This window comes from Arthrobacter sp. SO3 (genome assembly GCF_020532825.1).
Taxonomy (GTDB): Bacteria; Actinomycetota; Actinomycetes; order Actinomycetales; family Micrococcaceae; genus Arthrobacter.
The window spans coordinates 36,207-58,757 of the sequence record NZ_MQTS01000241.1 but is presented as its reverse complement, the minus strand read 5'-3'; the positions used below and the strand labels follow the sequence as shown (position 1 = coordinate 58,757).

General features: G+C 67.2%; 24 protein-coding genes and 1 tRNA gene. 17 read left to right on the top strand and 8 right to left on the bottom strand.

Annotated elements, in window-relative coordinates:
* Together BJQ90_RS20695 and BJQ90_RS20690 are read right to left on the bottom strand one after the other, a co-directional pair.
* The coding region (locus BJQ90_RS20695) for an FmdB family zinc ribbon protein (RefSeq protein ID WP_226762059.1) at positions 1-243 on the bottom strand (243 nt) is incomplete at its 3' end.
* A 147-nt stretch (positions 244-390) separates the two neighbouring features.
* Positions 391-1,026, bottom strand: a complete 636-nt coding sequence (locus tag BJQ90_RS20690; RefSeq protein WP_226762058.1) for a 5-formyltetrahydrofolate cyclo-ligase — start codon at positions 1,024-1,026, stop codon at positions 391-393.
* A 98-nt stretch (positions 1,027-1,124) separates the two neighbouring features.
* Between BJQ90_RS20690 and galU the strand changes: the two genes are divergently transcribed.
* The 7 genes from galU (at position 1,125) to BJQ90_RS20655 (ending at position 5,870) form a co-directional block, all read left to right on the top strand.
* The gene (gene galU, locus BJQ90_RS20685) at positions 1,125-2,042 is read left to right on the top strand and encodes a UTP--glucose-1-phosphate uridylyltransferase GalU (protein WP_226762057.1); all 918 of its coding nucleotides are present in this window, start codon (positions 1,125-1,127) and stop codon (positions 2,040-2,042) included.
* 5 nt (positions 2,043-2,047) lie between these two features.
* A complete protein-coding gene (locus tag BJQ90_RS20680; protein WP_226762056.1) occupies positions 2,048-2,668 on the top strand; it encodes a GNAT family N-acetyltransferase in 621 nt (206 codons plus the stop codon).
* A 117-nt stretch (positions 2,669-2,785) separates the two neighbouring features.
* Positions 2,786-3,772 (top strand): hypothetical protein, encoded by a 987-nt coding sequence (locus BJQ90_RS20675; RefSeq protein ID WP_226762055.1) that lies wholly within the window; start codon positions 2,786-2,788, stop codon positions 3,770-3,772.
* Between the two features lie 127 nt (positions 3,773-3,899).
* Positions 3,900-4,697: an SDR family oxidoreductase gene (locus BJQ90_RS20670; protein ID WP_226762054.1), complete on the top strand. Its 798-nt coding sequence runs from the start codon at positions 3,900-3,902 to the stop codon at positions 4,695-4,697.
* A 46-nt stretch (positions 4,698-4,743) separates the two neighbouring features.
* Positions 4,744-4,819: transfer RNA gene (locus BJQ90_RS20665), tRNA-Ala, on the top strand.
* A 287-nt stretch (positions 4,820-5,106) separates the two neighbouring features.
* Positions 5,107-5,739 carry a hypothetical protein gene (locus tag BJQ90_RS20660; RefSeq protein WP_226762053.1) on the top strand — a complete coding sequence of 211 codons (633 nt, stop codon included), beginning with the start codon at positions 5,107-5,109 and terminating at the stop codon, positions 5,737-5,739.
* Complete coding sequence (locus tag BJQ90_RS20655; protein ID WP_226762052.1) at positions 5,715-5,870, top strand: hypothetical protein; 156 nt, start codon at positions 5,715-5,717, stop codon at positions 5,868-5,870. The genes BJQ90_RS20660 and BJQ90_RS20655 overlap by 25 nt, the downstream gene beginning before the upstream one ends.
* 13 nt (positions 5,871-5,883) lie before the next feature.
* On the opposite strand, the gene BJQ90_RS20650 is transcribed toward BJQ90_RS20655, so the two are convergent.
* The gene (locus tag BJQ90_RS20650) at positions 5,884-6,036 is read right to left on the bottom strand and encodes a hypothetical protein (RefSeq protein WP_226762051.1); all 153 of its coding nucleotides are present in this window, start codon (positions 6,034-6,036) and stop codon (positions 5,884-5,886) included.
* 442 nt (positions 6,037-6,478) lie between these two features.
* Between BJQ90_RS20650 and BJQ90_RS20645 the strand changes: the two genes are divergently transcribed.
* From BJQ90_RS20645 to BJQ90_RS20615, 7 genes are all read left to right on the top strand, one after another.
* Complete coding sequence (locus BJQ90_RS20645; protein WP_226762084.1) at positions 6,479-7,021, top strand: PadR family transcriptional regulator; 543 nt, start codon at positions 6,479-6,481, stop codon at positions 7,019-7,021.
* Between the two features lie 5 nt (positions 7,022-7,026).
* Positions 7,027-8,739, top strand: a complete 1,713-nt coding sequence (locus tag BJQ90_RS20640) for an ABC1 kinase family protein (protein ID WP_226762050.1) — start codon at positions 7,027-7,029, stop codon at positions 8,737-8,739.
* A 200-nt stretch (positions 8,740-8,939) separates the two neighbouring features.
* A complete protein-coding gene (locus BJQ90_RS20635) occupies positions 8,940-9,317 on the top strand; it encodes a hypothetical protein (protein WP_226762049.1) in 378 nt (125 codons plus the stop codon).
* 125 nt (positions 9,318-9,442) lie between these two features.
* On the top strand, positions 9,443-9,910 hold the full coding sequence (locus BJQ90_RS20630) for a GatB/YqeY domain-containing protein (protein ID WP_226762048.1): 468 nt from the start codon (positions 9,443-9,445) through the stop codon (positions 9,908-9,910).
* A gap of 317 nt (positions 9,911-10,227) precedes the next feature.
* Positions 10,228-11,331 carry a methyltransferase gene (locus BJQ90_RS22815; RefSeq protein ID WP_226762047.1) on the top strand — a complete coding sequence of 368 codons (1,104 nt, stop codon included), beginning with the start codon at positions 10,228-10,230 and terminating at the stop codon, positions 11,329-11,331.
* A gap of 61 nt (positions 11,332-11,392) precedes the next feature.
* A complete protein-coding gene (locus BJQ90_RS20620; protein WP_226762046.1) occupies positions 11,393-12,985 on the top strand; it encodes an ABC-F family ATP-binding cassette domain-containing protein in 1,593 nt (530 codons plus the stop codon).
* A 28-nt stretch (positions 12,986-13,013) separates the two neighbouring features.
* Positions 13,014-13,328 carry a hypothetical protein gene (locus BJQ90_RS20615; RefSeq protein WP_226762045.1) on the top strand — a complete coding sequence of 105 codons (315 nt, stop codon included), beginning with the start codon at positions 13,014-13,016 and terminating at the stop codon, positions 13,326-13,328.
* A 52-nt stretch (positions 13,329-13,380) separates the two neighbouring features.
* On the opposite strand, the gene BJQ90_RS20610 is transcribed toward BJQ90_RS20615, so the two are convergent.
* From BJQ90_RS20610 to BJQ90_RS20600, 3 genes are all read right to left on the bottom strand, one after another.
* The gene (locus BJQ90_RS20610) at positions 13,381-15,084 is read right to left on the bottom strand and encodes an ABC1 kinase family protein (protein ID WP_226762044.1); all 1,704 of its coding nucleotides are present in this window, start codon (positions 15,082-15,084) and stop codon (positions 13,381-13,383) included.
* Positions 15,085-15,149: 65 nt separating this feature from the next.
* Positions 15,150-16,145: a magnesium/cobalt transporter CorA gene (gene corA, locus BJQ90_RS20605; protein WP_226762043.1), complete on the bottom strand. Its 996-nt coding sequence runs from the start codon at positions 16,143-16,145 to the stop codon at positions 15,150-15,152.
* A 7-nt stretch (positions 16,146-16,152) separates the two neighbouring features.
* The gene (locus BJQ90_RS20600) at positions 16,153-16,710 is read right to left on the bottom strand and encodes an Lrp/AsnC family transcriptional regulator (RefSeq protein ID WP_226762042.1); all 558 of its coding nucleotides are present in this window, start codon (positions 16,708-16,710) and stop codon (positions 16,153-16,155) included.
* Between the two features lie 157 nt (positions 16,711-16,867).
* Between BJQ90_RS20600 and BJQ90_RS20595 the strand changes: the two genes are divergently transcribed.
* Entirely contained in the window at positions 16,868-18,106 is a 1,239-nt protein-coding gene (locus BJQ90_RS20595; protein ID WP_226762041.1) for an MFS transporter, read from the top strand.
* 103 nt (positions 18,107-18,209) lie between these two features.
* Here BJQ90_RS20595 and BJQ90_RS20590 read toward each other — a convergent pair whose 3' ends face one another.
* The gene (locus BJQ90_RS20590) at positions 18,210-18,716 is read right to left on the bottom strand and encodes an Lrp/AsnC family transcriptional regulator (protein ID WP_226762040.1); all 507 of its coding nucleotides are present in this window, start codon (positions 18,714-18,716) and stop codon (positions 18,210-18,212) included.
* Between the two features lie 132 nt (positions 18,717-18,848).
* On the opposite strand from BJQ90_RS20590, the gene BJQ90_RS20585 reads away from it, so the two are divergent.
* Positions 18,849-20,012, top strand: a complete 1,164-nt coding sequence (locus BJQ90_RS20585; protein WP_226762039.1) for a trans-sulfuration enzyme family protein — start codon at positions 18,849-18,851, stop codon at positions 20,010-20,012.
* Here the strand turns inward: BJQ90_RS20585 and BJQ90_RS20580 are convergent.
* On the bottom strand, positions 20,002-21,306 hold the full coding sequence (locus BJQ90_RS20580; RefSeq protein WP_226762038.1) for an MFS transporter: 1,305 nt from the start codon (positions 21,304-21,306) through the stop codon (positions 20,002-20,004). The two genes, BJQ90_RS20585 and BJQ90_RS20580, sit on opposite strands and share 11 nt — an antisense overlap.
* Before the next feature lie 90 nt (positions 21,307-21,396).
* Here BJQ90_RS20580 and BJQ90_RS20575 point away from each other — a divergent pair, with 90 nt between their 5' ends.
* Positions 21,397-22,380 carry a LysR family transcriptional regulator gene (locus tag BJQ90_RS20575; protein WP_226762037.1) on the top strand — a complete coding sequence of 328 codons (984 nt, stop codon included), beginning with the start codon at positions 21,397-21,399 and terminating at the stop codon, positions 22,378-22,380.
* Positions 22,381-22,551: the final 171 nt, after the last annotated feature.

The following is a 22,551-nucleotide window of genomic DNA, read 5'->3' as shown; positions in this document are numbered from 1 at the left end:
GGCGGCGGGGGCCGGAGTTGTTGCCGACGCGGGAGCCGGGGCGGGGGACACGGTGCTGCCCTTGGCGTCGCGGGAGTCCGTCCGGTAGAAGCCGGAACCCTTGAAGACAACGCCGACGCTGTTGAACTTTTTGCGCAGGGTCCCCTGGCACTCCGGGCAGGACGTGAGGGAGCTGTCGGTGAACGACTGCACGATCTCGAAGGCGTGGCTGCAGTCCTTGCAGGCGTATGCATACGTGGGCACTGGAAATCCTCCTCTGGGACAAACGAGCAGGTCCCGTGCTGTGCGGTCAGGATCGCCGCCGATCTGGTGATCAGCGGAATCCGTCCCTTAGCAGTCGCAGGGCCTGAGTGCCAATTCTATCACCCCCGCCGGGCGGCCCCATGAGCCCTATCGCTGCAGCCCAAGCAAACCGCCCGGCGTCAATGCGGCCGCCACCTTCCGGTCGAAGGACTCTGCCGGGATGCTGCCGGCCGGCAGCACCTCGGTGTCGTACACGACGGCGGCGGTCGGCAGGGAAGGCAACGGCCCGCCGTCGGACGCTGAAGTCCCGGCCGGGATGACTGCGGCCAGGGCGGCCAGGAACTTGTCGTAGTAGCCGCCGCCCTGACCGATCCGGTTGCCGGAAAAGTCGACGGCGGTGGCTGGCAGGATGATGCCGTCGGTGTGCCGCATGACGGCTGTGTCGTGCCGTTCCCCGGCGGGCTCCAGGATCGGCGCGTAGCGGCTCCGGACGAACTCGGAGTCCGGCGTCCAGTACACCCAGCTCAGCGCCAGCCCTGGTTCGCAGACCGGCAGCAGGATCCGGTGCCCGGCCCCGTGCAACGCTGTCAGCAGGTCCAGGGTGGGCGGTTCGGAACCCACACCGAGATAGGCGGCGAACGTGCCTGGAGTGCCGGGGGTAAGCTCCGTTGCCCAGGGGAGTCCGTGCCGGGCGATGCCCGCCCCGGCGATCTGCAGCGCGGCCGGCGTCAATGCAGCACGCCTGATCCGATGGCTGGCCCGGATCTCTTCCTTCGATACCATGATGCCCTGTCCCTCCGTGTCATGCGGGCCCGGGAAGCAGCAGTTCCTGGCAGCCCGAATGATTACCCAATGCTTGGTCCCTCCGTTAGATTAGTCGAGTGACTACACCCAACGCTCCCGTCCGCAAGGCCGTCATTCCCGCAGCCGGCCTCGGAACCAGGTTCCTTCCCGCTACGAAGGCCATGCCCAAGGAAATGCTGCCCGTCGTTGACAAACCGGCCATCCAGTACGTCGTGGAGGAAGCCGTCAAGGTCGGACTGAACGACATCCTGATGATCACCGGACGCAGCAAGCGCGCGCTCGAGGACCACTTCGACCGCGTCCCCACCTTGGAAGCCACCCTGGCGGCCAAGGGCGACACTGCCAAACTCAAGTCCATCCAGGACGCCAGCAATCTGGGTGACATCCACTATGTGCGCCAGGGCGACCCGATGGGCCTGGGCCACGCCGTCCTCCGCGCCAAGCAGCACGTCGGCTACGAGCCGTTTGCAGTCCTGCTGGGCGATGACCTGATCGACGCCCGCGACGAACTGCTGAGCACCATGATCGAGGTCCAGGCAAAGACCGGCGGATCGGTGATTGCCCTGATTGAGGTCGAACCCTCCGAGATCAGTGCCTACGGCTGCGCCGACATCGAAGCGATCGGCGGCGAGGAGTACGTCCGCATCAAGCACCTGGTCGAGAAGCCGGACGTCAAAGATGCCCCGTCCAACCTTGCCATTATTGGCCGTTACGTGCTGCACCCGGCGGTCTTCGAGGTGCTGGAACGCACCGAGCCCGGCCGGGGCGGCGAAATCCAGCTCACTGACGCGCTGCAGGAACTCGCCGCCGGTGACGGAGAAGGCTACGGCGTGTACGGCGTGGTCTTCCGCGGCCGCCGCTACGATACCGGCGACAAGCTCAGCTACCTCAAGGCCTGTGTTCAGCTCGCCTGCGACAGTGACGACCTGGGCCCCGGCCTGCGGGAATGGCTGCCGGGCTTCGCTGCGACCCTCGCTCCCAGCCTGACCAAGTAGTTCCGGTGGGCGGCGGCTTCACCTGGCCGGTCACGCTTGAAAGCGGCGACGTCGTGCTGCGCCCGATCCGGTACCGGGACCGCAAGGAATGGACCGAGGTCCGCTCCCGCAACCGGGAGTGGCTTGCCCGCTGGGAAGCGTCCAACCCCATCCCGGGGGGCGGCCTTCCCGACTACCGCCAGATGGTGCGTTCCCTCAAATCACAGGCCGCCCTGGCCACGGCCCTCCCGTTCGTGATCACCGAGCGGACGCCTGGCTCTCGGGAACCTGTGATTGTGGGACAACTGACGGTGTCCTCGATTGTGTGGGGATCAGCGATGATGGCCACTCTGGGTTACTGGGTGGACAAGGACCGTGCGGGCCGGGGAATCGCCCCGACTGCCGTGGCTTTGACGACGGACTATTGCTTCGAGGTCCTGGGGCTGCACCGGATGGAGATCAACATCCGTCCCGAGAACGCTCCCAGCCTCCGGGTGGTCGAAAAACTGGGCTTCCGCGATGAGGGCTACCGGCCGCGGTTCCTGCACATCAACGGCGAATGGGCCGATCACCGGTGCTTCGCCCTGACCTCGGAGGAAGTGCCGGAAGGGCTGCTGGCGCGGTGGCAACAGAACCGTCCCGCGTAGCCGGCCAGCACCTTCCTGACCAGCCCCTTCGCTGTAAATCCAGTCAATTGCCAGTTCCCCCGCGACACACCGGGGACAATGCGGCCCCGTACCGCGGATTGCTCATACGGTTTTGATGTGGACATCCCTCTAAGCAGCTCTGTGATCCTTGTCATTGCTGTTGCGCTCTGGATTGTGTGGGTTGCCCCCTACATCCTCCGGAACGGACACCACCACCTGCAGCCCGTGGGCGAGCTCGTGGCGGACGTCATCGATCGAGAAACAGCAGCCCCGCAAGCCGGGACCGTCATGAAGATGGCGGCCCAGCAGGAGAAACCCATGACCAGTACCCAGCGCACCGAGTCCGTCCCGGGAACCAGCGTGCTCGCCGGCGGCCCCAAGCCTGGGGGACCCGCCCCGGCTTTTAGGATCCGATACGGCCGGTTGGCGCTCGCCCTGGCGGGCTTGCTCTCGCTGCTTACGGGTGTTGTGTCGGCAGCCTTGCGGCTCTTCGGCCTCGGGTCAGTTTGGTTGCCCGTTGTCGCGTTGCTCGGCGCTGTGGCTGCCGTCTTTACGCTTCGCTGGCTCGCGGTCCGGGACCGACGCCGCAAAATGAACGCCGTGTTCCGCGAGGCCATGGGCGCACCCACACGTCCGGTCCGTCCCGCCCCGGAGCGCACCCCGCTGCGTGAACCGGCGGAGGTGCCGCGCGAACGGCCTGAGAGCACGCTCTTTGACGCCCAGGCCCACACCGCGGAACGCAAGCCTGCACCCAAGCCGCTGACCGCCCAGGAACTCCGCCAGGCGGCCCTGGCGGAAGCCGTTGCCTCCGGCGACACCTCCTTGCGCGGCCCCCAGGCCTTCCGGAGCGCTGAAGAATCCAGCTGGGAGCCGGTGGATGTACCCAAACCCACCTATGTGGAGGCGCCGAAGGCCGAGCGGGCCGCCCCGGAGCCGCTTGACCTGCCCGAAGCCCCGAAGGCCGTCGGGAAGCCGTCGCTCAAGCAGGGCCTTCCGCAGGCTCCGGCCGGCGGCCCCGGCCTGGACTCCGAATCGAAGCCCCTGGGCAAGGCACAGAGTGCCCTGAGCAACCTGGACGATGTCCTGCAGCGACGCCGGGCCTGATAAACCAAGCATTTCAGAGCCCCGGGCAGCCAGCCATGGCAGCCCGGGGCTTTTTTGCGCCCGGCTGACCAAATATCCGGCGGGTCCAAACGGCGGGGAATCAGACGCTGGCCGGTAGCCTCAGGGCATGACACGAATTTGCGTTGCCGGAGGAACCGGCCAGGTGGGCCGGGAAGTCGTGCGGCGGGCCATCGCGGCCGGACACGGGGTCGCCGTTATCTGCCGGAACCCGCCTCCCGCTGGCGCCCCGGTCCGGACTCCCGGGGCGGAGTACTTCGCGGCGGATGTCAGCACCGGCGAGAGGCTGGCTGCGGCGCTGGTCGGGGCCGACGTCGTGATTGATTGCCTGGAAGGGAGGTCCGGAAAGGCCCTGAAGAATTTCGCCGACGGCGGCGCCCGGCTGCTTGCCGCCGCCCAGGATGCCGGCGTGGAGAGGGCCGTGGTCCTCTCCATCATCAATTGCGACCGCAGCAGCTTCGGCTACTACGCCTCGAAGGCAGCGAAGGAACAGATCTACGAGCGGTCCGGACTGGAGACCGTCGCGCTCCGGGCGACGCAGTTCCACTCCCTCCTCGCGGGGATCTTCGCGGTCGGCTCGAAGCTGCGGATCATCCCGGTGGTCAAGGGTGCCCGGTTCCAGCCGATTGCACCTGACGACGTCGCGGCGGCCCTGCTGGAGGCGGCGCTTGAACCGGCCGGCCTGCGGCACAGGGTCCGGACCATCGGCGGCCCGGAGATCGAGGAGATGGGTGAGTTCGCCCGGCAATGGAAGGCCGCCACCGGATCCCGCGGACGAATTGTCCGGTTTCCGCTGGCCGGCGCGATGGGCAAATACCTGCGCGCGGGGCTGAATTTGGTGCCGGAGGAACGCCACGCCGGTGAGACTTTTCGCGGCTGGCTGGCAATGAACACGGATAGTTTGTAGCCTAGGGACACCGGCAGCGCCGTTCCTTCAGGACCGGCGTTGCTTCGGGGCTATAGCTCAGTTGGTAGAGCGCTTCGTTCGCATCGAAGAGGTCAGGAGTTCGAATCTCCTTAGCTCCACCATTTGCAGGGGTTTTTGAACCTTTGCGTCGTTGGAATAAACACTTTGATGACACTTTGTACTGGGCCACAGCTGACGCCAACCACGTTGAAGCCAATGAGTCTGCCTCCCGTGAAGTCCTTGAAGAGCTTGGCGTCTCCATCAACGCGAATGGGCTCTTGCCGTTGGTCGTCATGCTTCGGAAGCAGTCGACATCCGGGCCTGAATCTACGCATGCTTGATAGTGGGGAAGCCGTCCGCACGGCACCGCCGCACACGCTGCATCAGCACACTTTTATTGGGGGAACACTTGAAGCGCAACACCATCCACTCCACACTGGCCGCCGCGGCCCTGGCCGGGCTCCTGCTCACCACGGGCTGCGCCGCACCGCAAGCCACCACCGCGCCACAATCCAGCACAACGCCGTCCGCCGCCATGCCGGCCAGCACCGCGCCCGTGCTGCGGGTTACCGCGACTGCCACCCCGCCAGTGGCTCCGAGCGATGCTGCGCCGGCTCCCGAGGCACCCCAGGCTGCGGTGCTGGAGACGTTCACGTTCCCGGACGGCCACGTTTCCTTCACCCACCCGTCCGGCTGGGCCGTCACGGTCAAGCCTGGTCCTGCCCTCAACCCGGAGGCCCAGAAGACCTCTTTCGATGCGACCGTCTTCGACGCCTCCGGTTCTGAAGTGGCCCACGTGCTCAGCGGCATGTACGGTGACGGAGCGGCCGGCCCGGTGAAGCGCACCGTTCTGGATCACACCCCGGTGCCGGGGATCATCGACAAGACGGGGGAGGCGACCGAGGCCGGCTTCGGCTATGACGAGCTTCGGGATCATCCGATGGGCCGTATTACATCATGGGCGTCCGGCGGGCCCACGAATTCCTGCCGACCCAGGGCGACTCGGGAACCAGCCAGGTGCTGCTGCCCAACGGCGTTCTGAGTGCCGTGGTTGTCTTCGGCGGAACAGCGTCCACGCCCGCCTTTGCTTCGCCCGCTGCCGCGGAAGCCTGGATGGGATCCGAACAGTACGCGCAGTTGAAAGCCATGCTCCTCAGCCTGAGCTACAAGTAGCCGGACAGGCCCGCTACGACGATGCGGATCCCGAACCTCGTCCGATGTCCTTCCGCCTGGCCCAGCGCAGCGTCCAACGGACGAGCAATGTCACGGCCACAACGACGATGGCGGCCATCACCAGCGTCGCCAGAAGCACCAGCACGTGCCATCCCTCAAGCCTCATCGGTTCCCCATTCCCGTTCGGATACTTTGAGCCGAGCCTAGCGGCTGGCTAATACTGCACGAAACCGCTCTGGATGGCCTGCAGGTCAGCGGCCGGGGCCTCTATTTTGGTCAGCTGAAGGCTTTGCTGTTCCGCCTGAAGTACAGCCAGGGAACCAGGATCTCCGGGAGTCCATTGTGGCCGCTCGGCACGCCACTGCCCAGCTGTTGTTGTTGCAGTCAGGCCGTTGAGTCGGCTGTGGAGGCAGAGGTTTTGGAGCGCTGGCCGCCGTGCCGCTGGGTTTGCCCGGGATCATCGGCCGAATGCAGTCCGGTCGCACGGCATTCGGTCCTGACCGTGGCACACTGTGCCATCGGCTTCCCGCAATGGTGGTTCACGTGAGCACCGGGATGTATCGTTAACTATCGTTGTATATCGTTCGCGGTTCACAGAGGAGAGCATGATGCGTAATTCACACCCGGCAGGCGGCTTTCGTGGCAACAATGTCGACGGCATGTGGCAGGCCGTTGAGGAGTTGCGTTCAAGGTTTGAGAAGCGCTCGGGCACCCGCGCCGGTCGAGGCGAGGTTCGGTCGGCGGTGCTGGCACTGCTCGCGGAGCGGCCGATGCACGGCTACCAGATCATCCGTGAAATCGAGGAGCGCAGCGGTGGAAGCTGGAAGCCCAGCGCCGGCTCTGTCTACCCAGCGCTGCAGCTCCTGGCCGATGAGGGGTTCGTCAGTGCCGAGGAATCCAACGGCCGCAAGATCTACTCGCTGACTGAAGCGGGCAGGGAGGACGTAGCCGGTGCCGATGATTCAGCGCCATGGGAGTCAACGGGTCCGGCGTCGGGCACCGGGTTCGCGGCGCTGCCCAAGGCGGGCGTCGAGCTCGCGCAAGCCGCATCCCAGGTGGGCCGCACCGGTTCACGGGAGCAGGTGCAGGAGGCCGTGACGGTGCTCAACGACGCACGTCGTCGGCTGTACTCGATCCTCGCCCAGGACTGACGGGGGTGAGGTCGGTTCGTCGGGACCGGGCAGACCCGGTACCCGGCGTCGGGAACACCCGGGCCCGTTACCGTCGCATCCTGCGCTTCGCCGCCTGGCATCTCGCAGTGACCTGGTGGTTTGAGCTGTTCCTGCCTCGCGTCGGGCTGGTCAGGATTGCCGAGCGCACCCGGGCGAAGAGGATGCTTCGCTTCGCGCAGCGCTTTCATGCGCTCGCAGTGGAGCTTGGCGGTCTGATGATCAAAGTCGGTCAGTTCCTGTCCTCCAGGCTCGACGTGCTTCCGCCCGAGATCACCAAGGAACTTGAGGGACTGCAGGACGAGGTGCCCCCGGTGTCGTTCTCCGCGATCCGCAGCCTTGCCGAGGCGGAGCTGGGTGCGCCGCTGGACCAGTTGTTCGCCGCGGTCGAGGAGACGCCGATCGCAGCAGCCTCCCTCGGGCAGGCGCACCGGGCGAGGCTTCTTCCGGGCGATGCCGCCGACACCGGGCTGGACAGGGTGGTGCTGAAAGTACAGCGACCGGGCATCAACGCCATTGTCGACGTCGACCTGGCGGCCCTTCGGAAAGTGGGCGGCTGGCTCAGCCACGTGCGGCTGGTGTCCGATCGTGCCGACATGCCCGCCCTGGTCGAGGAGTTTGCGCAGACCAGTCTTGAGGAGATCGACTACCTGCATGAGGCGGCGAATTCGGTGCGGTTCGCTGATGATTTCGCCGACGACGACCGGGTGGGTGTGCCCGACGTCGTCTGGGAGCGGACCACCCGCCGCGTGCTTACCCTCGAAGACGTCACGGCGATCAAGGTCACGGACGCGGAGGCGCTTCTCGCAGCGGGCATCGATCCGGCTCAGGTTGCCCCGGTTTTCGCGTCGGTCATGTTCGACCAGGTGTTCACGAATGGTTTTTTTCACGCCGACCCGCACCCGGGCAATATCTTTGTGACTCCGGCTACTGAGTCGTCCACAGAGCGTCCATGGAAGCTGACGTTCATCGACTTCGGCATGATGGGAGAGGTCCCGGCGAGCACGCGCAGCGGCCTGCGGAAACTGCTCATCGCGGCCGCTTCACGGGACGGCAAGGGGCTGATGACCGCGATCAGCGACGTGGGTGTACTGGTGCCCTCGGCCGACACGGTCGAGCTTGAGCGGGCGATGACGCACCTCTTCGCCCGGTTTGGCGGGATGGGCTTCGCCGATCTTCGCGAGGTGGACCCGCGGGAGTTCCGTGACTTTGCGGTGGAGTTCGGGGACGTGGTCCGCTCGCTGCCGTTCCAGTTGCCGGAGAACTTCCTGCTCATCATCCGGGCGATGTCACTGACATCGGGTGTGAGTAGCTCGCTGGACGCCCGGTTCAATCTGTGGGACTCGGTCGAACCCTATGCGGCGCAGCTGCTGCGCGACGAGCGTGGCAACATCGTGCAGGACCTGGCTCAGCAGGCGTTCGATGCCGCCGGGCTGGCCCTGGGCCTGCCGAAACGTCTGGAGGGGCTCCTCTCCCGGATCGAGGACGGTTCACTGTCCGTTGCCAATCCGCGCCTCGAGCGGCAGGTGGCACGGCTTGACCGCACGGCGCAGCGATCGGCATCGGCACTGATTTTCGGCGCCCTGCTCATCGCAGGTTCCGTGGTCCGAGCAGACGACGCAGTGCTCGGCAGTGTGCTGATGATCGCGTCGGTGGTTCCCCTGTTGCACGGGCTGTGGGCGGGCCGCAGCGGCCTCTGAGGTCATCGGTGCGGTCTTGGCGACGGTTGACGTGATCGTGCCCCACGAAGTAACCGGCCACATCCCCTCGTTCCGTTCGCCCACTATGTTGGACACATACAGCTACGAGAATCGGACAAGGCCGTGGCGGCCCGTCACCCTGACGCCCAACGAGGGCGCTGCCCGCAACGTTCCAGTTCACCTAAAGACGCAGGAGCCTCATGAAAGGATCGTCCGTCGTGGCCCGGACGGCATGGGCCGGCGCCGCAGCCGCGGGAATCTTCCTGCTCTGCCTGGGGCTGGGCCAAACGCTCTTCATCGGGACGGTCACCAACGACTTTGAACGGGACCGGATGGGTAGCACGCTCATCCTGGCCGGAGCCATTCTGGGCCTGGGCGCCGCCGGCTGGTCGCGGTACCGGGGCGATCCGTTGTGGGTCACCGTTATGGTCGCGGCTCCGGGCGGAGTCATCGGCGGGCTCAATCTCGTAGCCGGCGGAAGCCTGCTGCCGCACTTCGGGGCGCTGTCTGTTGTCCCGCTGGGACTGGCCGGGACCATCGCCGGCGTTACGGTCCGGGTGCACCGCATCCGTTCCTGAGCACGCGCGAGTCCTGAGCACGTGCGACATCCCACCCGGGCCGCATCTTCCTGTGGGTGAGGCCTCCTTGCCGCCATGCAACATGGCCGCAGCCCGATATCCTGTCCAGTGAGACGAGGAGAATCATGACCACCCTGAAAGAACGCCTGCACGCCGACGTCGTCGGCCACATGAAGGACCGCAACAAGGTTGCACTCACCACGGTTCGCAACGTCCTGGGCGAAATCGAGACCCGCGAGAAGTCCGGCAAGACCCCGATCGTGCTGGACGACGCCCAGGTGACGTCGCTGCTGCAGAAGGAAGCCGCCAAACGCCGCGACACCGCCCGCATCTACACCGAAGCGGGGGAGTCCGAGCGGGCCGCGGCGGAAATCGCCGAAGCCGAAATCATCGAGGCGTACCTGCCGAAGGCACTCACCGCAGCCGAGGTGGAGGCGATCGTCGATGAGGTGATCGGTGACCTCACGGCAGATGGCACCGAGCTGACCATGCGCCAGCTGGGCCTGGTGATGAAGCCGGTGACCGCGAAGGTCGCCGGACGCTTCGACGGCAAGGCCGTCAGCGAGATCGTGCGCAGCCGCATCCCGCAGTGACACAGTCTGTCCGGCCCGGGAATTCGCAGCCCGGGCCGGACGGCTGATTCCTGCCGGCAGTCGCCTGTATCCTGAGAAGGTGCGTCGAATGGCAGTTTCCGCCATTTCAAGCGCGGTTCGTGACCGGACGACTGTCCGAAACCCCGGACCGTTTCCCCGGCGTCGCGGAATCCCGCCGCAAACGTCAGTCTCCGATCCGCCCCTCGGACTCTGGGATTGGAACCCTTATCGCAACCGCAGTTCCGGACAGCCCCCTGGCAGACCCGACGACCGCCCCCGCGTCCCCGCAGGCCGCCGCAACGGATGAGCCTGCCGTCGTGACATGGGCCGAGGCCGGCCACAGCCGGACGGCCCAATGGCGGTCCGCGAACGGAAGGCCCGCACCCGCCCGCCTTGAAGTTGTCACCGATTCCCTCACCGCCGATGAGGCGAACCGGATGGCCTCCCAGGGCATCGCAATGCTCTGGCAGGGCGACTACCACAACGCGCGGCAGATCCTCAACGCCATGGACCGGCGGGTGGGCACCGGGAAGAAAAGGGCCGTCGACACACCGGCCGACGAGTTCTACCGGCACCGGCAGTCCCGCTCGCACCGCGCACGCATTCTCGGCCTGCTGCTGATCCCGCTTGATCCGGGCCCGGTGGTGCCACTGCGGCGCTCCCCGGACATCCGGGCGGCCGCCGGGGAGGCGTACGGCGACGTCAGCGAACCTTCGGTGGTGTCCCTCCACGAACTGGTCGGGGCCATCGGCGCACACGAGTGGCGGCGGAACGGCGTCTACGTCGAGGCCTTGCATGACCGCATCCATCCGCACTACGGCACGTTCTTCCCGACCCGCAGCGAGTACGTCGATCTGCTGGCCGCCGCTCCGCTGCCATCTGGGATGCTGGCGTTCGACGTCGGCACCGGCACCGGGGTGCTCGCCGCCGTCCTCGCCCGCCGCGGCGTGCACCGCGTGGTGGCAACGGACAATGAACCCCGCGCGGTTGCCTGCGCCGCCGAGAACTTCCATAATCTAGGGGTCCAGGACCGTGCGGAGGCAGTCCTGACCGACATGTTCCCGGCCGGCCGTGCACCGCTCATCGTGTGCAACCCGCCGTGGATCCCTGCCACCCCGCATTCCTCCTTGGACAATGCCGTCTACGACCCGGGAAGCCGGATGCTGTTCCGTTTCCTGAACGAGCTCTCCGACCATCTGGAGCCTGGCGGTGAGGGCTGGCTTATCCTCTCGGACCTGGCCGAACACCTGGGCCTGCGCTCCCGTGACCAGCTCCTGGGCGCCATCGAGGCGGCCGGCCTGCAGGTGCTGGACCGGTTAGACACCAGGCCAACCCACCCCAAGGCATCCGACCGCAACGATCCTCTGTTCGCGGCCCGGGCGGCCGAGGTCACCTCACTGTGGCGGCTCGCGACCCGCTAGTCCCACGCTCCGCCACGCACCGCCATGCCGTTCTGACCCCCACATCGAAAGAGAAATACCCATGAGCCTGATCCGGCTGCAAGACGTCAGCGTGCGCTTCGACAACACCCAGATTCTCCGGGACGCGTTCTTCCGCCTCGAGACCGGCGACCGGGTGGGCCTGATCGGCAAGAACGGCTCCGGCAAGACGACCATCCTTAAACTGGTCCTCGACCAGGTGACCCCCGACGCCGGCACCGTCACCCTGGAACTCGGCACGAAGGTGGGCTACTTCTCCCAGTTCTCCGAACTCAACGGGGAAGCGACAATTCTTGAGGTGCTCGACGCCCTGTTCACCGAGATCAAGGCGATTGAAGCTGAACTGGCCGACATAGACGCCGCCATCGCCGCTGACCCCGCGGCTGCTGAACTCGACCGCCTCATCGGCCGCCAGGCCGGGCTGTTCGAGGACATGGACCGGCTCGACGGCTGGGACTACCCGCGGCGCATCGACACCGTGCTCACCACGCTCGGCTTCGACGAGGCCCACCGCAACTGCGCGATCGACGAGTTGTCCGGCGGCTGGCGCAACCGCGCGGCCCTGGCCAAGATCCTGCTCGAAGGCCCCGATGTGCTGCTGCTGGACGAGCCCACCAACTTCCTGGACGTGGCCGGCGTCGAATGGCTCGAGAGCTGGTTCAAAGACTTCAAGGGCGCTGCGATCATCGTCTCGCACGACCGGAAATTCCTCGACGCCGCCGTCACCCGGATCATCGAGGTGGAAAACTTCCACCTGCACGAATACCCGGGCAACTTCGGCGAATACGTCGTGCAGAAACAGTTCCGCCTCAAGACCCTGGAGCAGCAGTTCGTACACGAATCGGAGCTCCTGGCTTTTGAAGCCGAAGGGATCGCCGACCGCCGCGAGGCAGCCAAGGCGGCCGGCCGCGGGCTGGGGAACCAGCTGGCCAAGATCAAGAAGTCCCGCACACCGCGGCCCGTCGACCAGATCGTCACCGAGATCTATGGCGGCCTGCACGTCAAGGATGTCCTCTGCCGGGTGGAGGGACTGGGCAAGTCCTACGGCGAGAAGCTGCTCTTCGACGGCCTGTCCTTCGAGATCCGCCGGGGCAACCGGATCGTGGTCCTCGGCTCCAACGGCAGCGGCAAGTCCACTCTCCTGAAGGTGCTGACCGGCGAAGAGCGGGCCGACTCCGGTGAGGTGGCCTGGGCCAAGGGGCCCGGCTTCGTTTCCTACAACCAGATGCTGGAGGACCTCGACGACGCCGACACAGTGTCCCATGCGGTCAACGCGCTGCCGGACAGCCTGGCTTTCAGCGCCACGAAGAAGTCCGTCAACCGGTTCCTCGCGATGTTCCAGTTCTCCGAGGCGGACCTCAAGCAGAAAATCGGGAACCTCTCCGGCGGGCAAAAGGCGAGGGTGGCCATGGCGCAGTGCCTGCTGTCCGGCGCCTCGGTGCTGCTGCTGGACGAACCGACCAACCACCTGGACATGTCCAGCACCCAGGTCATGGAACGGGCACTGGTGCACTTCCCCGGGGCCGTCGTCGTGGTCAGCCACGATCGGTTCTTCAGCGAGAAAATCGCCAACCGCCACCTGGTGTTCGGGGCTGACGGTGCGGCACCGGGAGAAATCGACGTCCGCGCCGCGTAGAGGCGATCAGCCGCAGGATAATGGAAACATGACCAAAAAGGATCAGGACCGCGACCCGTGGGACGAGTTCGACAGCCTCAAGCCGGGCGGGCCCGACCGCGTGGGCGGATACCCCGGGGGTGAACCCGTAGGCTTCGGCTTCCGCACGGGCGTCCGCAGCGCGAAGGTGGCCATCGGCTTCGCCGTCTACGCCCTGACCCTGGGAACCATCCTTGTGGTAATTGGTGCGGTGGTCTTCATCGGCCAAAGCCAGTGGCTGCTGCTCGGGCTCATGGTGCTGATCGAGGCCGTGTTCGTCCTGGCGTTCAGTCGGCTGCTCGCGCAGGCACGGCAGCGCCGCTGACAATCCCCGCGCGGGCAGTCCCGACCGCCGGACACTCCGGTGAAGCCGGCGGCTAATTCCTGTTCCGGGAGGTCAGGGCCAGGTAGGCCCCGAGGGCGCCGACCCCGCCGATGCCCGCGGCGAAAAGAGTCTTCGGCCAGTTCCGCCAGCGGTCGGGCTGGACCGACACCAGGTCCCCGACGGCATTGATCAGGGCGGCCGTGATGAGACCGGCGACGATCCGGTTCCCGGTCTTGTCCGCCTTGTCCATGAGCCGGTCCAGCTCATCGACCCGGAAATGGATGTCGATGCCACCGCGCTCCAGGACATCCACCATCCGGCGGATGATCTCCGGCGCGTCCGTCCCGAGGCGCAGGGCTTCCCGGCCGAGCTTCTTGAGCCGGTCCGCGAGGGCCTCGGGGGAGAGCGAGCCGAGCAGGATCTTCTGCGTGAAGGGGCCCAGCTGGGTAGTCAGCTCGAATCCGGGATCCAGCTGTTTGCCCAGGCCGTCCGCCATCACCAGCATCTTCAGCATGAGGGCTATGTCCCGCGGCAGCCGCAGCTTGTGTGCGCGCAGCAGGTTGGCCAGTTCCGTCAGCACCGCCACAATCGGAACCTCCGCGAGCGGCCGGCCGGCGTAGCGGTCCACGAGCCGGCCCAGGGCCGTTTGCAGCTCGCCAAATCCGCCGTCCGCCTGTGCCCCGCACAGGCGGACCAGGGCCGTGGTCAGCCGGGCCGAGTCCTGCTCCACGACAGCCAGGAGCATCCGGACGAGCTGGTCGCGCGTGAAGTCGCTGACGTGGCCGACCATGCCGAAGTCGATGATGCCAAGGCGGCCGTCGTCCTCCACGAAGAAGTTCCCCGGATGCGGGTCGGCGTGGAAGAAGCCATCCTCGAACACCATTTTGAGCAGGACGCTGCACGCCGTCCGGGCCAGCTCGCCGGCATCGATCCCGGCGTCCTGCAGCGCGGCGGCGTCGTTGACTTTGATGCCACGGATGCGTTCCAGCGTGAGGACCCGTGAGGTGGTCGTGGCCCAGAAGACCCGGGGGATGTGGACGCGGAGGTCGCCCGCGAAGTTCGCGGCGAACTGCTCCGCGTTCCGTGCTTCCTGCACGTAGTCCAGCTCCGCGCGCAGGGTCTGGGAGAACTCGTCCACGAGGGCTGCCAGATGCAGGCCGGCGGCCCTGGTGGAGGCCCGCTCCGCCCGTTTCGCAAGTTCGGCCATGATCTCCAGATCCTCATTGATCTGGGACACGACGCCGGGCCGCCGGACTTTGACCACGACGTCGACGGGCTGGCCGCCGCCGGCGGTGTCACCGGAGAGGCCAGGTTCAGCATCCTGCGCTTCCGCGGTGATCCGGCCGCAGTGGACCTGGCCGATGGATCCGGTGGCGAGGGGCGAGTCGTCCAGGGACTCGAGCAGCAGTTCCGCCGCGGCACCGAGCTCCTCGGCAATCACAGCGCGGACTTCTGCGGCAGCAATGGGAGGGGAATCGTCCTGGAGCCGTGCGAGTTCGGTGGCGTATTCCGGCGGCAGCACATCGGTGCGCGTGGAGACGATCTGGCCGAACTTGATGTACACCGCACCGAGGTCCTCCAGGGCGAGCCGGACCCGTACCGGCATGCTCACGCCCCGGGGCGGAAGCCGGTGCTGCCGCAGGGTCCCGTCGGCGGGGCGGAGCCGGTCCAGCCCAAGATTTCCCAGCGCGAAGCCCAGTCCATGCCTCGTCAGGGTCTCCACGATGTCCCGGAACCGGTCCCGCCGCGCGCTCATGACGCCAGACTACACGGCGGTGTTGCGGCCCTGCCTGCCGCAGGGCCGGGTGCCGGAGCAGCTCGCTAGAGCCAGCCTTTCTTCTTGAAGATGGTGTACATCAGCGTGGCGGTGGCGGCCATCAGCCCGATGGCCATCGGATAGCCGTAGGTCCATTGCAGTTCGGGCATCCGCTCAAAGTTCATCCCGTAAATGCCGGCGACGAATGACGGTGCGAAGAATATGGCCGCCCAGGAAGAGATTTTCTTGACCTGCTCGTTCTGCTCGGCGCTGGCCTCATTCTGGCGGTTGGCCGTCAGCGTCCCGTCGAGGGTCAGGGCGTTCTGCAGGAGGTCCCGGAAGGAATCAGCGCGGGAGATCAGCCGCTCCACATGGTCCTCGACGTCGCGGAGGCTGTGCTGCAGTTCGGTGTCGACGTGGTACTTTTCGAAGCCGCGCCGGAGCTGTTGCATCATCGCCGGGAGCGGATGAATGGCGCGCTGGAAATGGATGACCTCGCGGGCGAGTTCGTAGATGCGCCGGGACACGAGGGGATCGCCACTGAAGAGCTGGTCCTCGATCTCGTCGATATCATTTTCCAGCCCGGCCACTACGGGACCGTAGTCATCCACCACCTGGTCCATGAGGGCATACAGCACGGCTTCGGGGCCGTGGCACAGCAGGTCCGGGCGCCGCTCCAGCCGGCGCCTGACCTGGCGCACCACTCCCGTCTCGGCGTGCCGGACAGTGACCACGAAGTTCCGGCCGGTAAAGACGTGCAGTTCGCCGAACTCCACTGTCTCGGTTTCATCCAGATACCGGGCGGGCCGGAGCACGGTGAACAGGTTGTCGTCGTAGCGTTCCAGCTTGGGGCGCTGATGCGCCGAAATCGCATCCTCCACCGCCAGCCCGTGCAGGTTGAATTCGGCCGCGACAGCAGCCATTTCGTCCGACGTCGGCCGGTACAGGCCAATCCAGGCCATGCCACCGTGCTCGGTGAGGGTCTCAAAGGTCTGCTCGAGGTTCCGCGGCTCGGCGCTGCGGATGCCGTCAACGTAGACGGCGTTGTCGATGATAGTCACCGGGACATTATCCAGTGTTTACCTTGGGTTCGTCGGAACCGGACCGGCGCGACGCGGACCGGCCGGGAACGAGGGAGCTGCCCTGTGCCAGCCGGCTGATCAGCGGTTCGGTGCGATACGGGATGTGCGTGTGCAGGGCGAGGACGGTCTCGGTCCGGATGACGCCCTTAATCCGAAGGATCGAGCGCAAGGCGGCCTGCAGGTTGTGTGTGTCGGTGGCGACCACGCGGCACCACACATCGCCGCGCCCGGAGATCTCGTGGACTTCCAGGACCTGTGCTATCAGGCGCAGGGCGCCCACCACACCGTCGAGTTCCCGGTGGTTCACCTCGATCGTGACGAAGGCGACGACGTCGTACCCCACCGCTTCAAGATCGATTTCGCGGCCGCCGTCGTGCAGCAGGCCGGACCGCTGCATGCGGCGCACGCGGGACTGCGCGGTGTTGCGTGCGATGCCCAGTGTTTCGCTGAGTTCGCCGATCTGGATCCGTGGATCCCGGATCAGTGCCAGCAGGATCTTCAAGTCGGTGGGGTCCAGGCTGTTCAAATCATCACTCCGGTTCATCCAGCCAGCAGCTGATTGACTGTTTTGATCAATTTTCGCATGAAATTCAGCCCCTGAGGTCAGTGATGTCGCATTCTTTAGGTATCAAATCATTCACGGGCTGGCGGTTCCCCCACCACAGGGAACACGCGGCCCGCTTCCACGCAAGGGCACGGACATGACTGTCTTCAGCGAACTCCGCATGCGCCCGGCCACGGCTGACCGCTGGGGCTGGGATGCTTCGACCACCGCACGGCTGGTGATGGCCAGTGTTGTGATCTTCACGCTGCTGGTCGGCGCGAATCTCGCCACACCGCTTTACCCGCTGCTGCAGGCCAAGCTTGGCATTACCGCACTCGACGTGACCGTAGCCTTTTCCGCCTACGTCCTGGCGCTGGTGGCCACCCTGATTCTGGCCGGCCATTGGTCGGACCACATCGGCCGCCGGGCCGCCCTGGTCCTCGCGGTGCTCGTGGGCCTCGCCGGCGGCTCCGTCTTTGCCACGGCGGACAGCCTGTTCGAGCTGTGTGCCGGCCGGGCCCTGCAGGGCATTGCCGTGGCCCTGGCCACGGGCGCCAGTTCGGCGGCCCTGCGGGAGCTGCTGCCGAGCCGGCCCGAATGGGCCTCGCGGTTTACCCTGCTGGCATCCGCCGGCGGAGTGGCGGCCGGTCCGGCGATCGGGGGAGTGCTCTCGCTGCTGCCGGGGCCCACGTCCACGCCCTACTACCTGCACTCCCTGGTCCTGGCCGCACTGCTGGTCCCGCTGTACCTGCTCAAGGCCCGGCCGGCCATCACTTCGATTTCGGGTCCGCAGCCGCTGCGTGTGCTGGCACCCCGCCGGCCATCGGTTTCCCGTGAGGCACGCGGCGCCTTCTGGCTGGCGTCCTCGGTGGGGTTTCTCAGCTTCGCCGTGTTCGGCTTCTGCCTCTCCCTGGCGCCCGGCTACTTCGCCCAGATCGTCCATGCCGATTCGCGGCCGCTGATCGGCCTGCTGGCGGGACTGACGCTCGGGGCCTCCGCGCTCAGCCAGCTGACCGCCGTGCGGGGCCGCTTCGTGGTGCCGATCGGGCTTGGCACGCTGGCCGTGTCAGTGCTGCTGATCGCGGCGGCTGCCGCCTGGAGCAGCCCCTGGCTGCTGATCCTCGCGAGCATCACTGCCGGATTCGGACAGGGGGTGTCCTTCCGGACCGTCTTCAACGATGTGGCCGGAAAGGTCGAGGCATCGCGCCACGCCCAGATCATCAGCACCGTCTACGTCATCACCTACCTCGGCAGCGCCCTGCCCGTCATCGGGCTGGGGCTCGCGGCCGGGGTTGTTGGCCTGCAGACGGCGGTTGCCGGCTTCGTCGTGCTGTGTTCAATCGCGGCGCTCACCCTCGCCGTCATTACGCTGCGCGGGGCATTGCGCCGCGCCTGACGGAGCGGCTGCGCGCCTGACGGACCCGGCTGCGCGCCTGACGGAGCGGCTGCGCGCCCGGCCGACCCGGCCCCGTGCCGGAGGAGCCGCGGTGACCCTCTGCCTAATCGGGCAGCGGGCCCTGGTTGCCCTGGATGTGGTCGAAAACGAGGGTCGTCTCGGTATGGCCCACGACCGGATCGGTGGCCAGATTATCCAGCACCCAGTCGCGGAGGTCCTCGGTGGTGGCGACGGCGATGTGCAGCAGATAGTCCACTGAACCCGAGGTGTGGAAGGTCGAGAGGACGGCCGGGAGTTTCGGGACCCTCGCCGTAAAGCGGTCGATCTGCTCGCGGTCGTGGGCGCGCAGCCTGACGGCGATGAGGGCCTGCACGGAGCGGCCGATCGCGGACAGGCTCAGCTTCGCCTCGAAGCCCTGGATGATCCCGCGGTCCGAAAGCGCCCGGGTGCGCATCAGGGCCGTGGACGGCGCGATGCCGACCAGCTCGGCCAGCTGCTTGTTGGAGATCCGGGCATCGGCGACCAGTGCGGCGAGCAGGCGCTCGTCGATGGCGTCCAGCGGCTCGCCGGCACCGGCTCCCGGCCGAAGATTCTTCGCACTGCTGCTCACGGGTCCTCCTTGAAGTGTTGTCAGTTCATCATAAACGGCGCATTCCGGCATTTCCATTCGCAGGCTCTACAAAACCCCGAATTATTGCCAGATACTTGCGGAATTCAACGGTGAATATTCATAAGGAGCAAGGTGCTTTCTCAAGACTCGCTGGCTGTCCACGCCGGCCGGAACGGCCTCACTGAACTGGGTGTGCACGCAGTACCGATCGATCTCTCCACCACTGCACCGCTTCCCTCCGTGCACGACGGCGGTCTCGCCTATGAGCACATGGCCACAGGCGGTATCCACGTGGAGGGCCAGAGCACCGTCTACCAGCGGCTCTGGAATCCCACCGTGGCGCGGTTCGAGGAGGGCGTCGCCGTCCTCGAGGACACCCCGGAGGCTGTCGCGTTCGCCACCGGCATGGCGGCGCTCACCGCTGTGCTGCTCGCCGTCGTCGCCACCGGAAAGAAGCACGTGGTCGCGGTGCGCCCGTTGTACGGCGGAAGTGACTACCTGCTTGCCTCGGGGGTGCTCGGCAACGACGTCACGTTCACCACCCCGGAGGGTGTGCACGCGGCGCTCCGGCCCGACACCGGCCTGGTGGTCCTCGAGACGCCGGCCAATCCGAGCCTGGAGCTCGTCGATATCGCCCGCGTGGCTGCGGCAGCCGACGGTGTCCCGCTTCTGGTCGACAACACCTTCGCCAGCCCGATCCTCCAGCGCCCCTTTCGGCACGGTGCCGCGATGGTGCTGCACAGCGCCACCAAGTTCCTCGGCGGACACGGCGATGCCATGGGCGGCGTCGTGGCCGCGGCTCCCGAGTGGACCACGAGGCTGCGCCAGATCCGCGCTGTCACCGGCGGCATCCTCACCCCCTGGCCCGCGTACCTGCTGCACCGCGGCCTGGCCACACTGCCGGTCCGGGTGCGCGCCCAGCAGGCCAGCGCACAGAAGGTCGCCGCCGCCCTGGCCGGGCACGGGCTCGTTCGCCGTGTCTTCTATCCGGGGCTGCCGGAGTGCGATCCGCACGGGCTGATCGGGACGCAAATGGCCGGTCCCGGTTCGCTGATCGCCTTTGAGGTGGCCACCGCGGAGCACGCCGAACGGATTCCCTCCGCCGTCAACATGATCACGCATGCGGTCTCGCTCGGCGGCATCGACACCCTGATCCAGCACCCGGCAGGGCTGACCCATCGGCCGGTTGCCGCCGACGCCAAGCCGCATGCCGGCCTGCTGAGGGTGTCGGTGGGCCTGGAGGACCCGTCCGACGTCGTGGCCGACCTTGTGCAGGCCATCGAAGCTACCCGCTAGCGGCCGGCCGGGCGGGATGCACGACGGCGGTGATCACCGCCGTCGTGCAGGCAAGTCCGATCACGGTCAGGGCCAGGGCCGTCCAGCCAAGTGACTGGAAGACCAGGCCGCCGGCCCAGCCGATGACGCTGGAGCCGAGGTAGTAGGCGAGGTTGTAGAGCGAGGCCGCCTGGGCCCGGCCGGTCGTGGCGATCACGCCGGTCCAGCCGGCGCCGACACTGTGTGCCGCGAAAAAGCCCGCGGTGAACAGCAGGAGGCCCGCCATGATAAGCGCCAGCAGTTGCGTCAGCGTCAGGGCCAGGCCCGCCACCATCAGCGCCGTCCCTGCGATCAGCACGGTGCGCCGCCCGAACCGCTCCGTCAGTCCGCCGGCCCAGCGCGAGGACACCGTGCCGGAGAGGTAGGCCAGGAAGATCAGGCTGATGATGGTGGCCGGCAGGCTGAAAGGTTCACCGGAAAGCCGGAAGCCCAGGTAGTTGTAAACGGCCACAAAGCCGCCCATCAGCAGGAACGCCTGGACGTAGAGTGCCAGCAGCCGCGGATTCCGCCCGTGGCCCGCCAGCGTCCGGAGCGCCCCGCGGAAGCCGCTGGCAGCCGCGGCCGTGAAGCCCCGGGCCTGCGGCACCAGGGCGACGAACAGAACCGCTGCCACAGCGGCGAGGATCGAGACGGCCAGGGCCGCGGCCCGCCATCCCCACAGTTCGCCCACAAAGCCGGCCAGCAGCCGGCCGGCGAGGCCACCCAGGGTGGTGCCGGCGACGTAGGTTCCGGCCGCCATCGCGGCATGGGCCTTGTTGACCTCCTCATTGAGGTACGCAATGGCGATGGCGGGGATGCCGCCCAGGGCTGCGCCTTCGAGCATCCGCAGGCCCAGGAGCATCGGGAAGCTGGAGGCGAGCGGGACCAGCAGGCCCAGGACTGTTGCGGCGGAAATGCCCCACATCATGGCCCGGACCCGGCCGATCCGGTCGGCCAGGAAGGACCAGGGAAGCACCGTCACGGCCAGCCCCACGGTGGCCAGCGAGATGGTAAGTGCCGCCTCGGCCGCCGTCACCCGCAGCTCCGCTGCCATCATCGGCAGCACCGCCTGGGTGGAGTACAGCTGGGCAAAGGTGGCGACGCCGGCGAAGGCCAGCCCTGCGAGGATTTTCCGGTAGGCCGTGGACCCCTTCGGATGCCCCGGCCACACGGGAGGTCCGGCCACGGCGTCCGGCCCGGGCCCGGGCCCGGGCCCGGGCGCAGGTGCTGTGCCGGGCTCGGCAGCGGGACGGCGGAGCAGAGACAGTAGTGGCATCTCCCCAGACTAGGCTCAGTCAAGGAATGCTTCCAATGCATGATTCACATAGAATCTATGGCAAATGCGGAACGATGAGAGGGGTTTGCCGTGGACGTGGAGCACAGGCAACTGGTACAACTGCTTCCGCTGCTGCCCCTGCTGGCCGAGCTCGGGCGCACCCAGCACATCACGGAGACCGCCGAAGTCCTGGGGCTGCCGCAGTCGACGGTCAGCCGGGGAATCGCAAGGGCCAGCCGCATCATCGGGACGGAACTGCTGATCCGCGAGGGCCGCGGCGTAAGGCTGACTCCCGCGGCCAAGGCGCTCCTGCCCCACATCGAGGCCGCGCTGGGGGAGTTCCAGAGCGGGCTGGACCTGGTCCGGCACGAATCGGAGGTGGTGCGCGGCCGGATCGCGGTGTCCTTCCAGCACACCTTCGGCGAGGCGATGCTGCCGCTGCTGATCAGCGCCTTCCGCAGCCGGCATCCCCAGCCGGCCTTCGACCTCAGCCAGGGCGCGCGGGACGGCTGCCTGGCGGAACTTGCCGCCGGCGACGCGGACCTGGCCCTGACCGCCCCGATCGCGGCGCCGAGCCGGCTGATCTCCTCGGCCGCCCTGTACCGGGAACCGCTGCGGCTGGTCGTCCACCACCGGCACCCGCTCGCCAAGCGCCGCCGCGCCCGCCTGACGGAGATCCGGCATGACCCGTTCGTGGCGATGGGTGCAGGCTACGGCATGCGCTCACTGACGGATGCACTGTTCCGGGAGGCGGGCTTCCGGCCCCGCATCGCTTTCGAAAGCCAGGACTCGCACACGGCCAGGGGGCTCGTCTCGGCAGGACTCGGGGTGAGTATCCTCCCGCCCGGTGAGCTGGCCCCGGGCCACCACACCCCGGCGCAGTCCGGGGACCTCGGCTGGGTGGAGCTCGCCCTGGATTCGGGCCTTGCCTTCCGGGAAATCGGCCTGGCATGGCGCGAACGGCGCGGGGGACCCGACGCCGAGCCGGACCCGGTGCGGCTGTTCCGGGAGCTGGTCCTCAGCGAGGGCCCGGCCCTTCTGGCAGGCTTCGTCCGCGGCCGCTCCGGCACCTGAGCCAGCCGCTCCGGTTCGAGACACGGGCAGGGATAACAAAATCCATGACGGACCCTTCCCCGCCCCGCGCGCCGGCCGCGGGCGACAGCAAACCTGTGGCACAAGAGTCTGGCACGCAGGGAGTTTCCCGCGATTTCGGGCTGTTCCGGCGATTTCGAGAGGGCAGCTCGG

Bases quoted from the DNA above. Each gene is read 5' to 3' on its own strand.
- BJQ90_RS20690 (WP_226762058.1), bottom strand. From the start codon at position 1,026: ATGGTATCGAAGGAAGAGATCCGGGCCAGCCATCGGATCAGGCGTGCT.
- BJQ90_RS20620 (WP_226762046.1), top strand. From the start codon at position 11,393: ATGAGCCTGATCCGGCTGCAAGACGTCAGCGTGCGCTTCGACAACACC.
- BJQ90_RS20600 (WP_226762042.1), bottom strand. From the start codon at position 16,710: ATGAACCGGAGTGATGATTTGAACAGCCTGGACCCCACCGACTTGAAG.
- BJQ90_RS20610 (WP_226762044.1), bottom strand. From the start codon at position 15,084: ATGAGCGCGCGGCGGGACCGGTTCCGGGACATCGTGGAGACCCTGACG.
- BJQ90_RS20595 (WP_226762041.1), top strand. From the start codon at position 16,868: ATGACTGTCTTCAGCGAACTCCGCATGCGCCCGGCCACGGCTGACCGC.
- BJQ90_RS20670 (WP_226762054.1), top strand. From the start codon at position 3,900: ATGACACGAATTTGCGTTGCCGGAGGAACCGGCCAGGTGGGCCGGGAA.
- BJQ90_RS20650 (WP_226762051.1), bottom strand. From the start codon at position 6,036: ATGAGGCTTGAGGGATGGCACGTGCTGGTGCTTCTGGCGACGCTGGTG.
- BJQ90_RS20615 (WP_226762045.1), top strand. From the start codon at position 13,014: ATGACCAAAAAGGATCAGGACCGCGACCCGTGGGACGAGTTCGACAGC.
- BJQ90_RS20630 (WP_226762048.1), top strand. From the start codon at position 9,443: ATGACCACCCTGAAAGAACGCCTGCACGCCGACGTCGTCGGCCACATG.
- BJQ90_RS20635 (WP_226762049.1), top strand. From the start codon at position 8,940: ATGAAAGGATCGTCCGTCGTGGCCCGGACGGCATGGGCCGGCGCCGCA.
- BJQ90_RS20580 (WP_226762038.1), bottom strand. From the start codon at position 21,306: ATGCCACTACTGTCTCTGCTCCGCCGTCCCGCTGCCGAGCCCGGCACA.
- BJQ90_RS20645 (WP_226762084.1), top strand. From the start codon at position 6,479: ATGCGTAATTCACACCCGGCAGGCGGCTTTCGTGGCAACAATGTCGAC.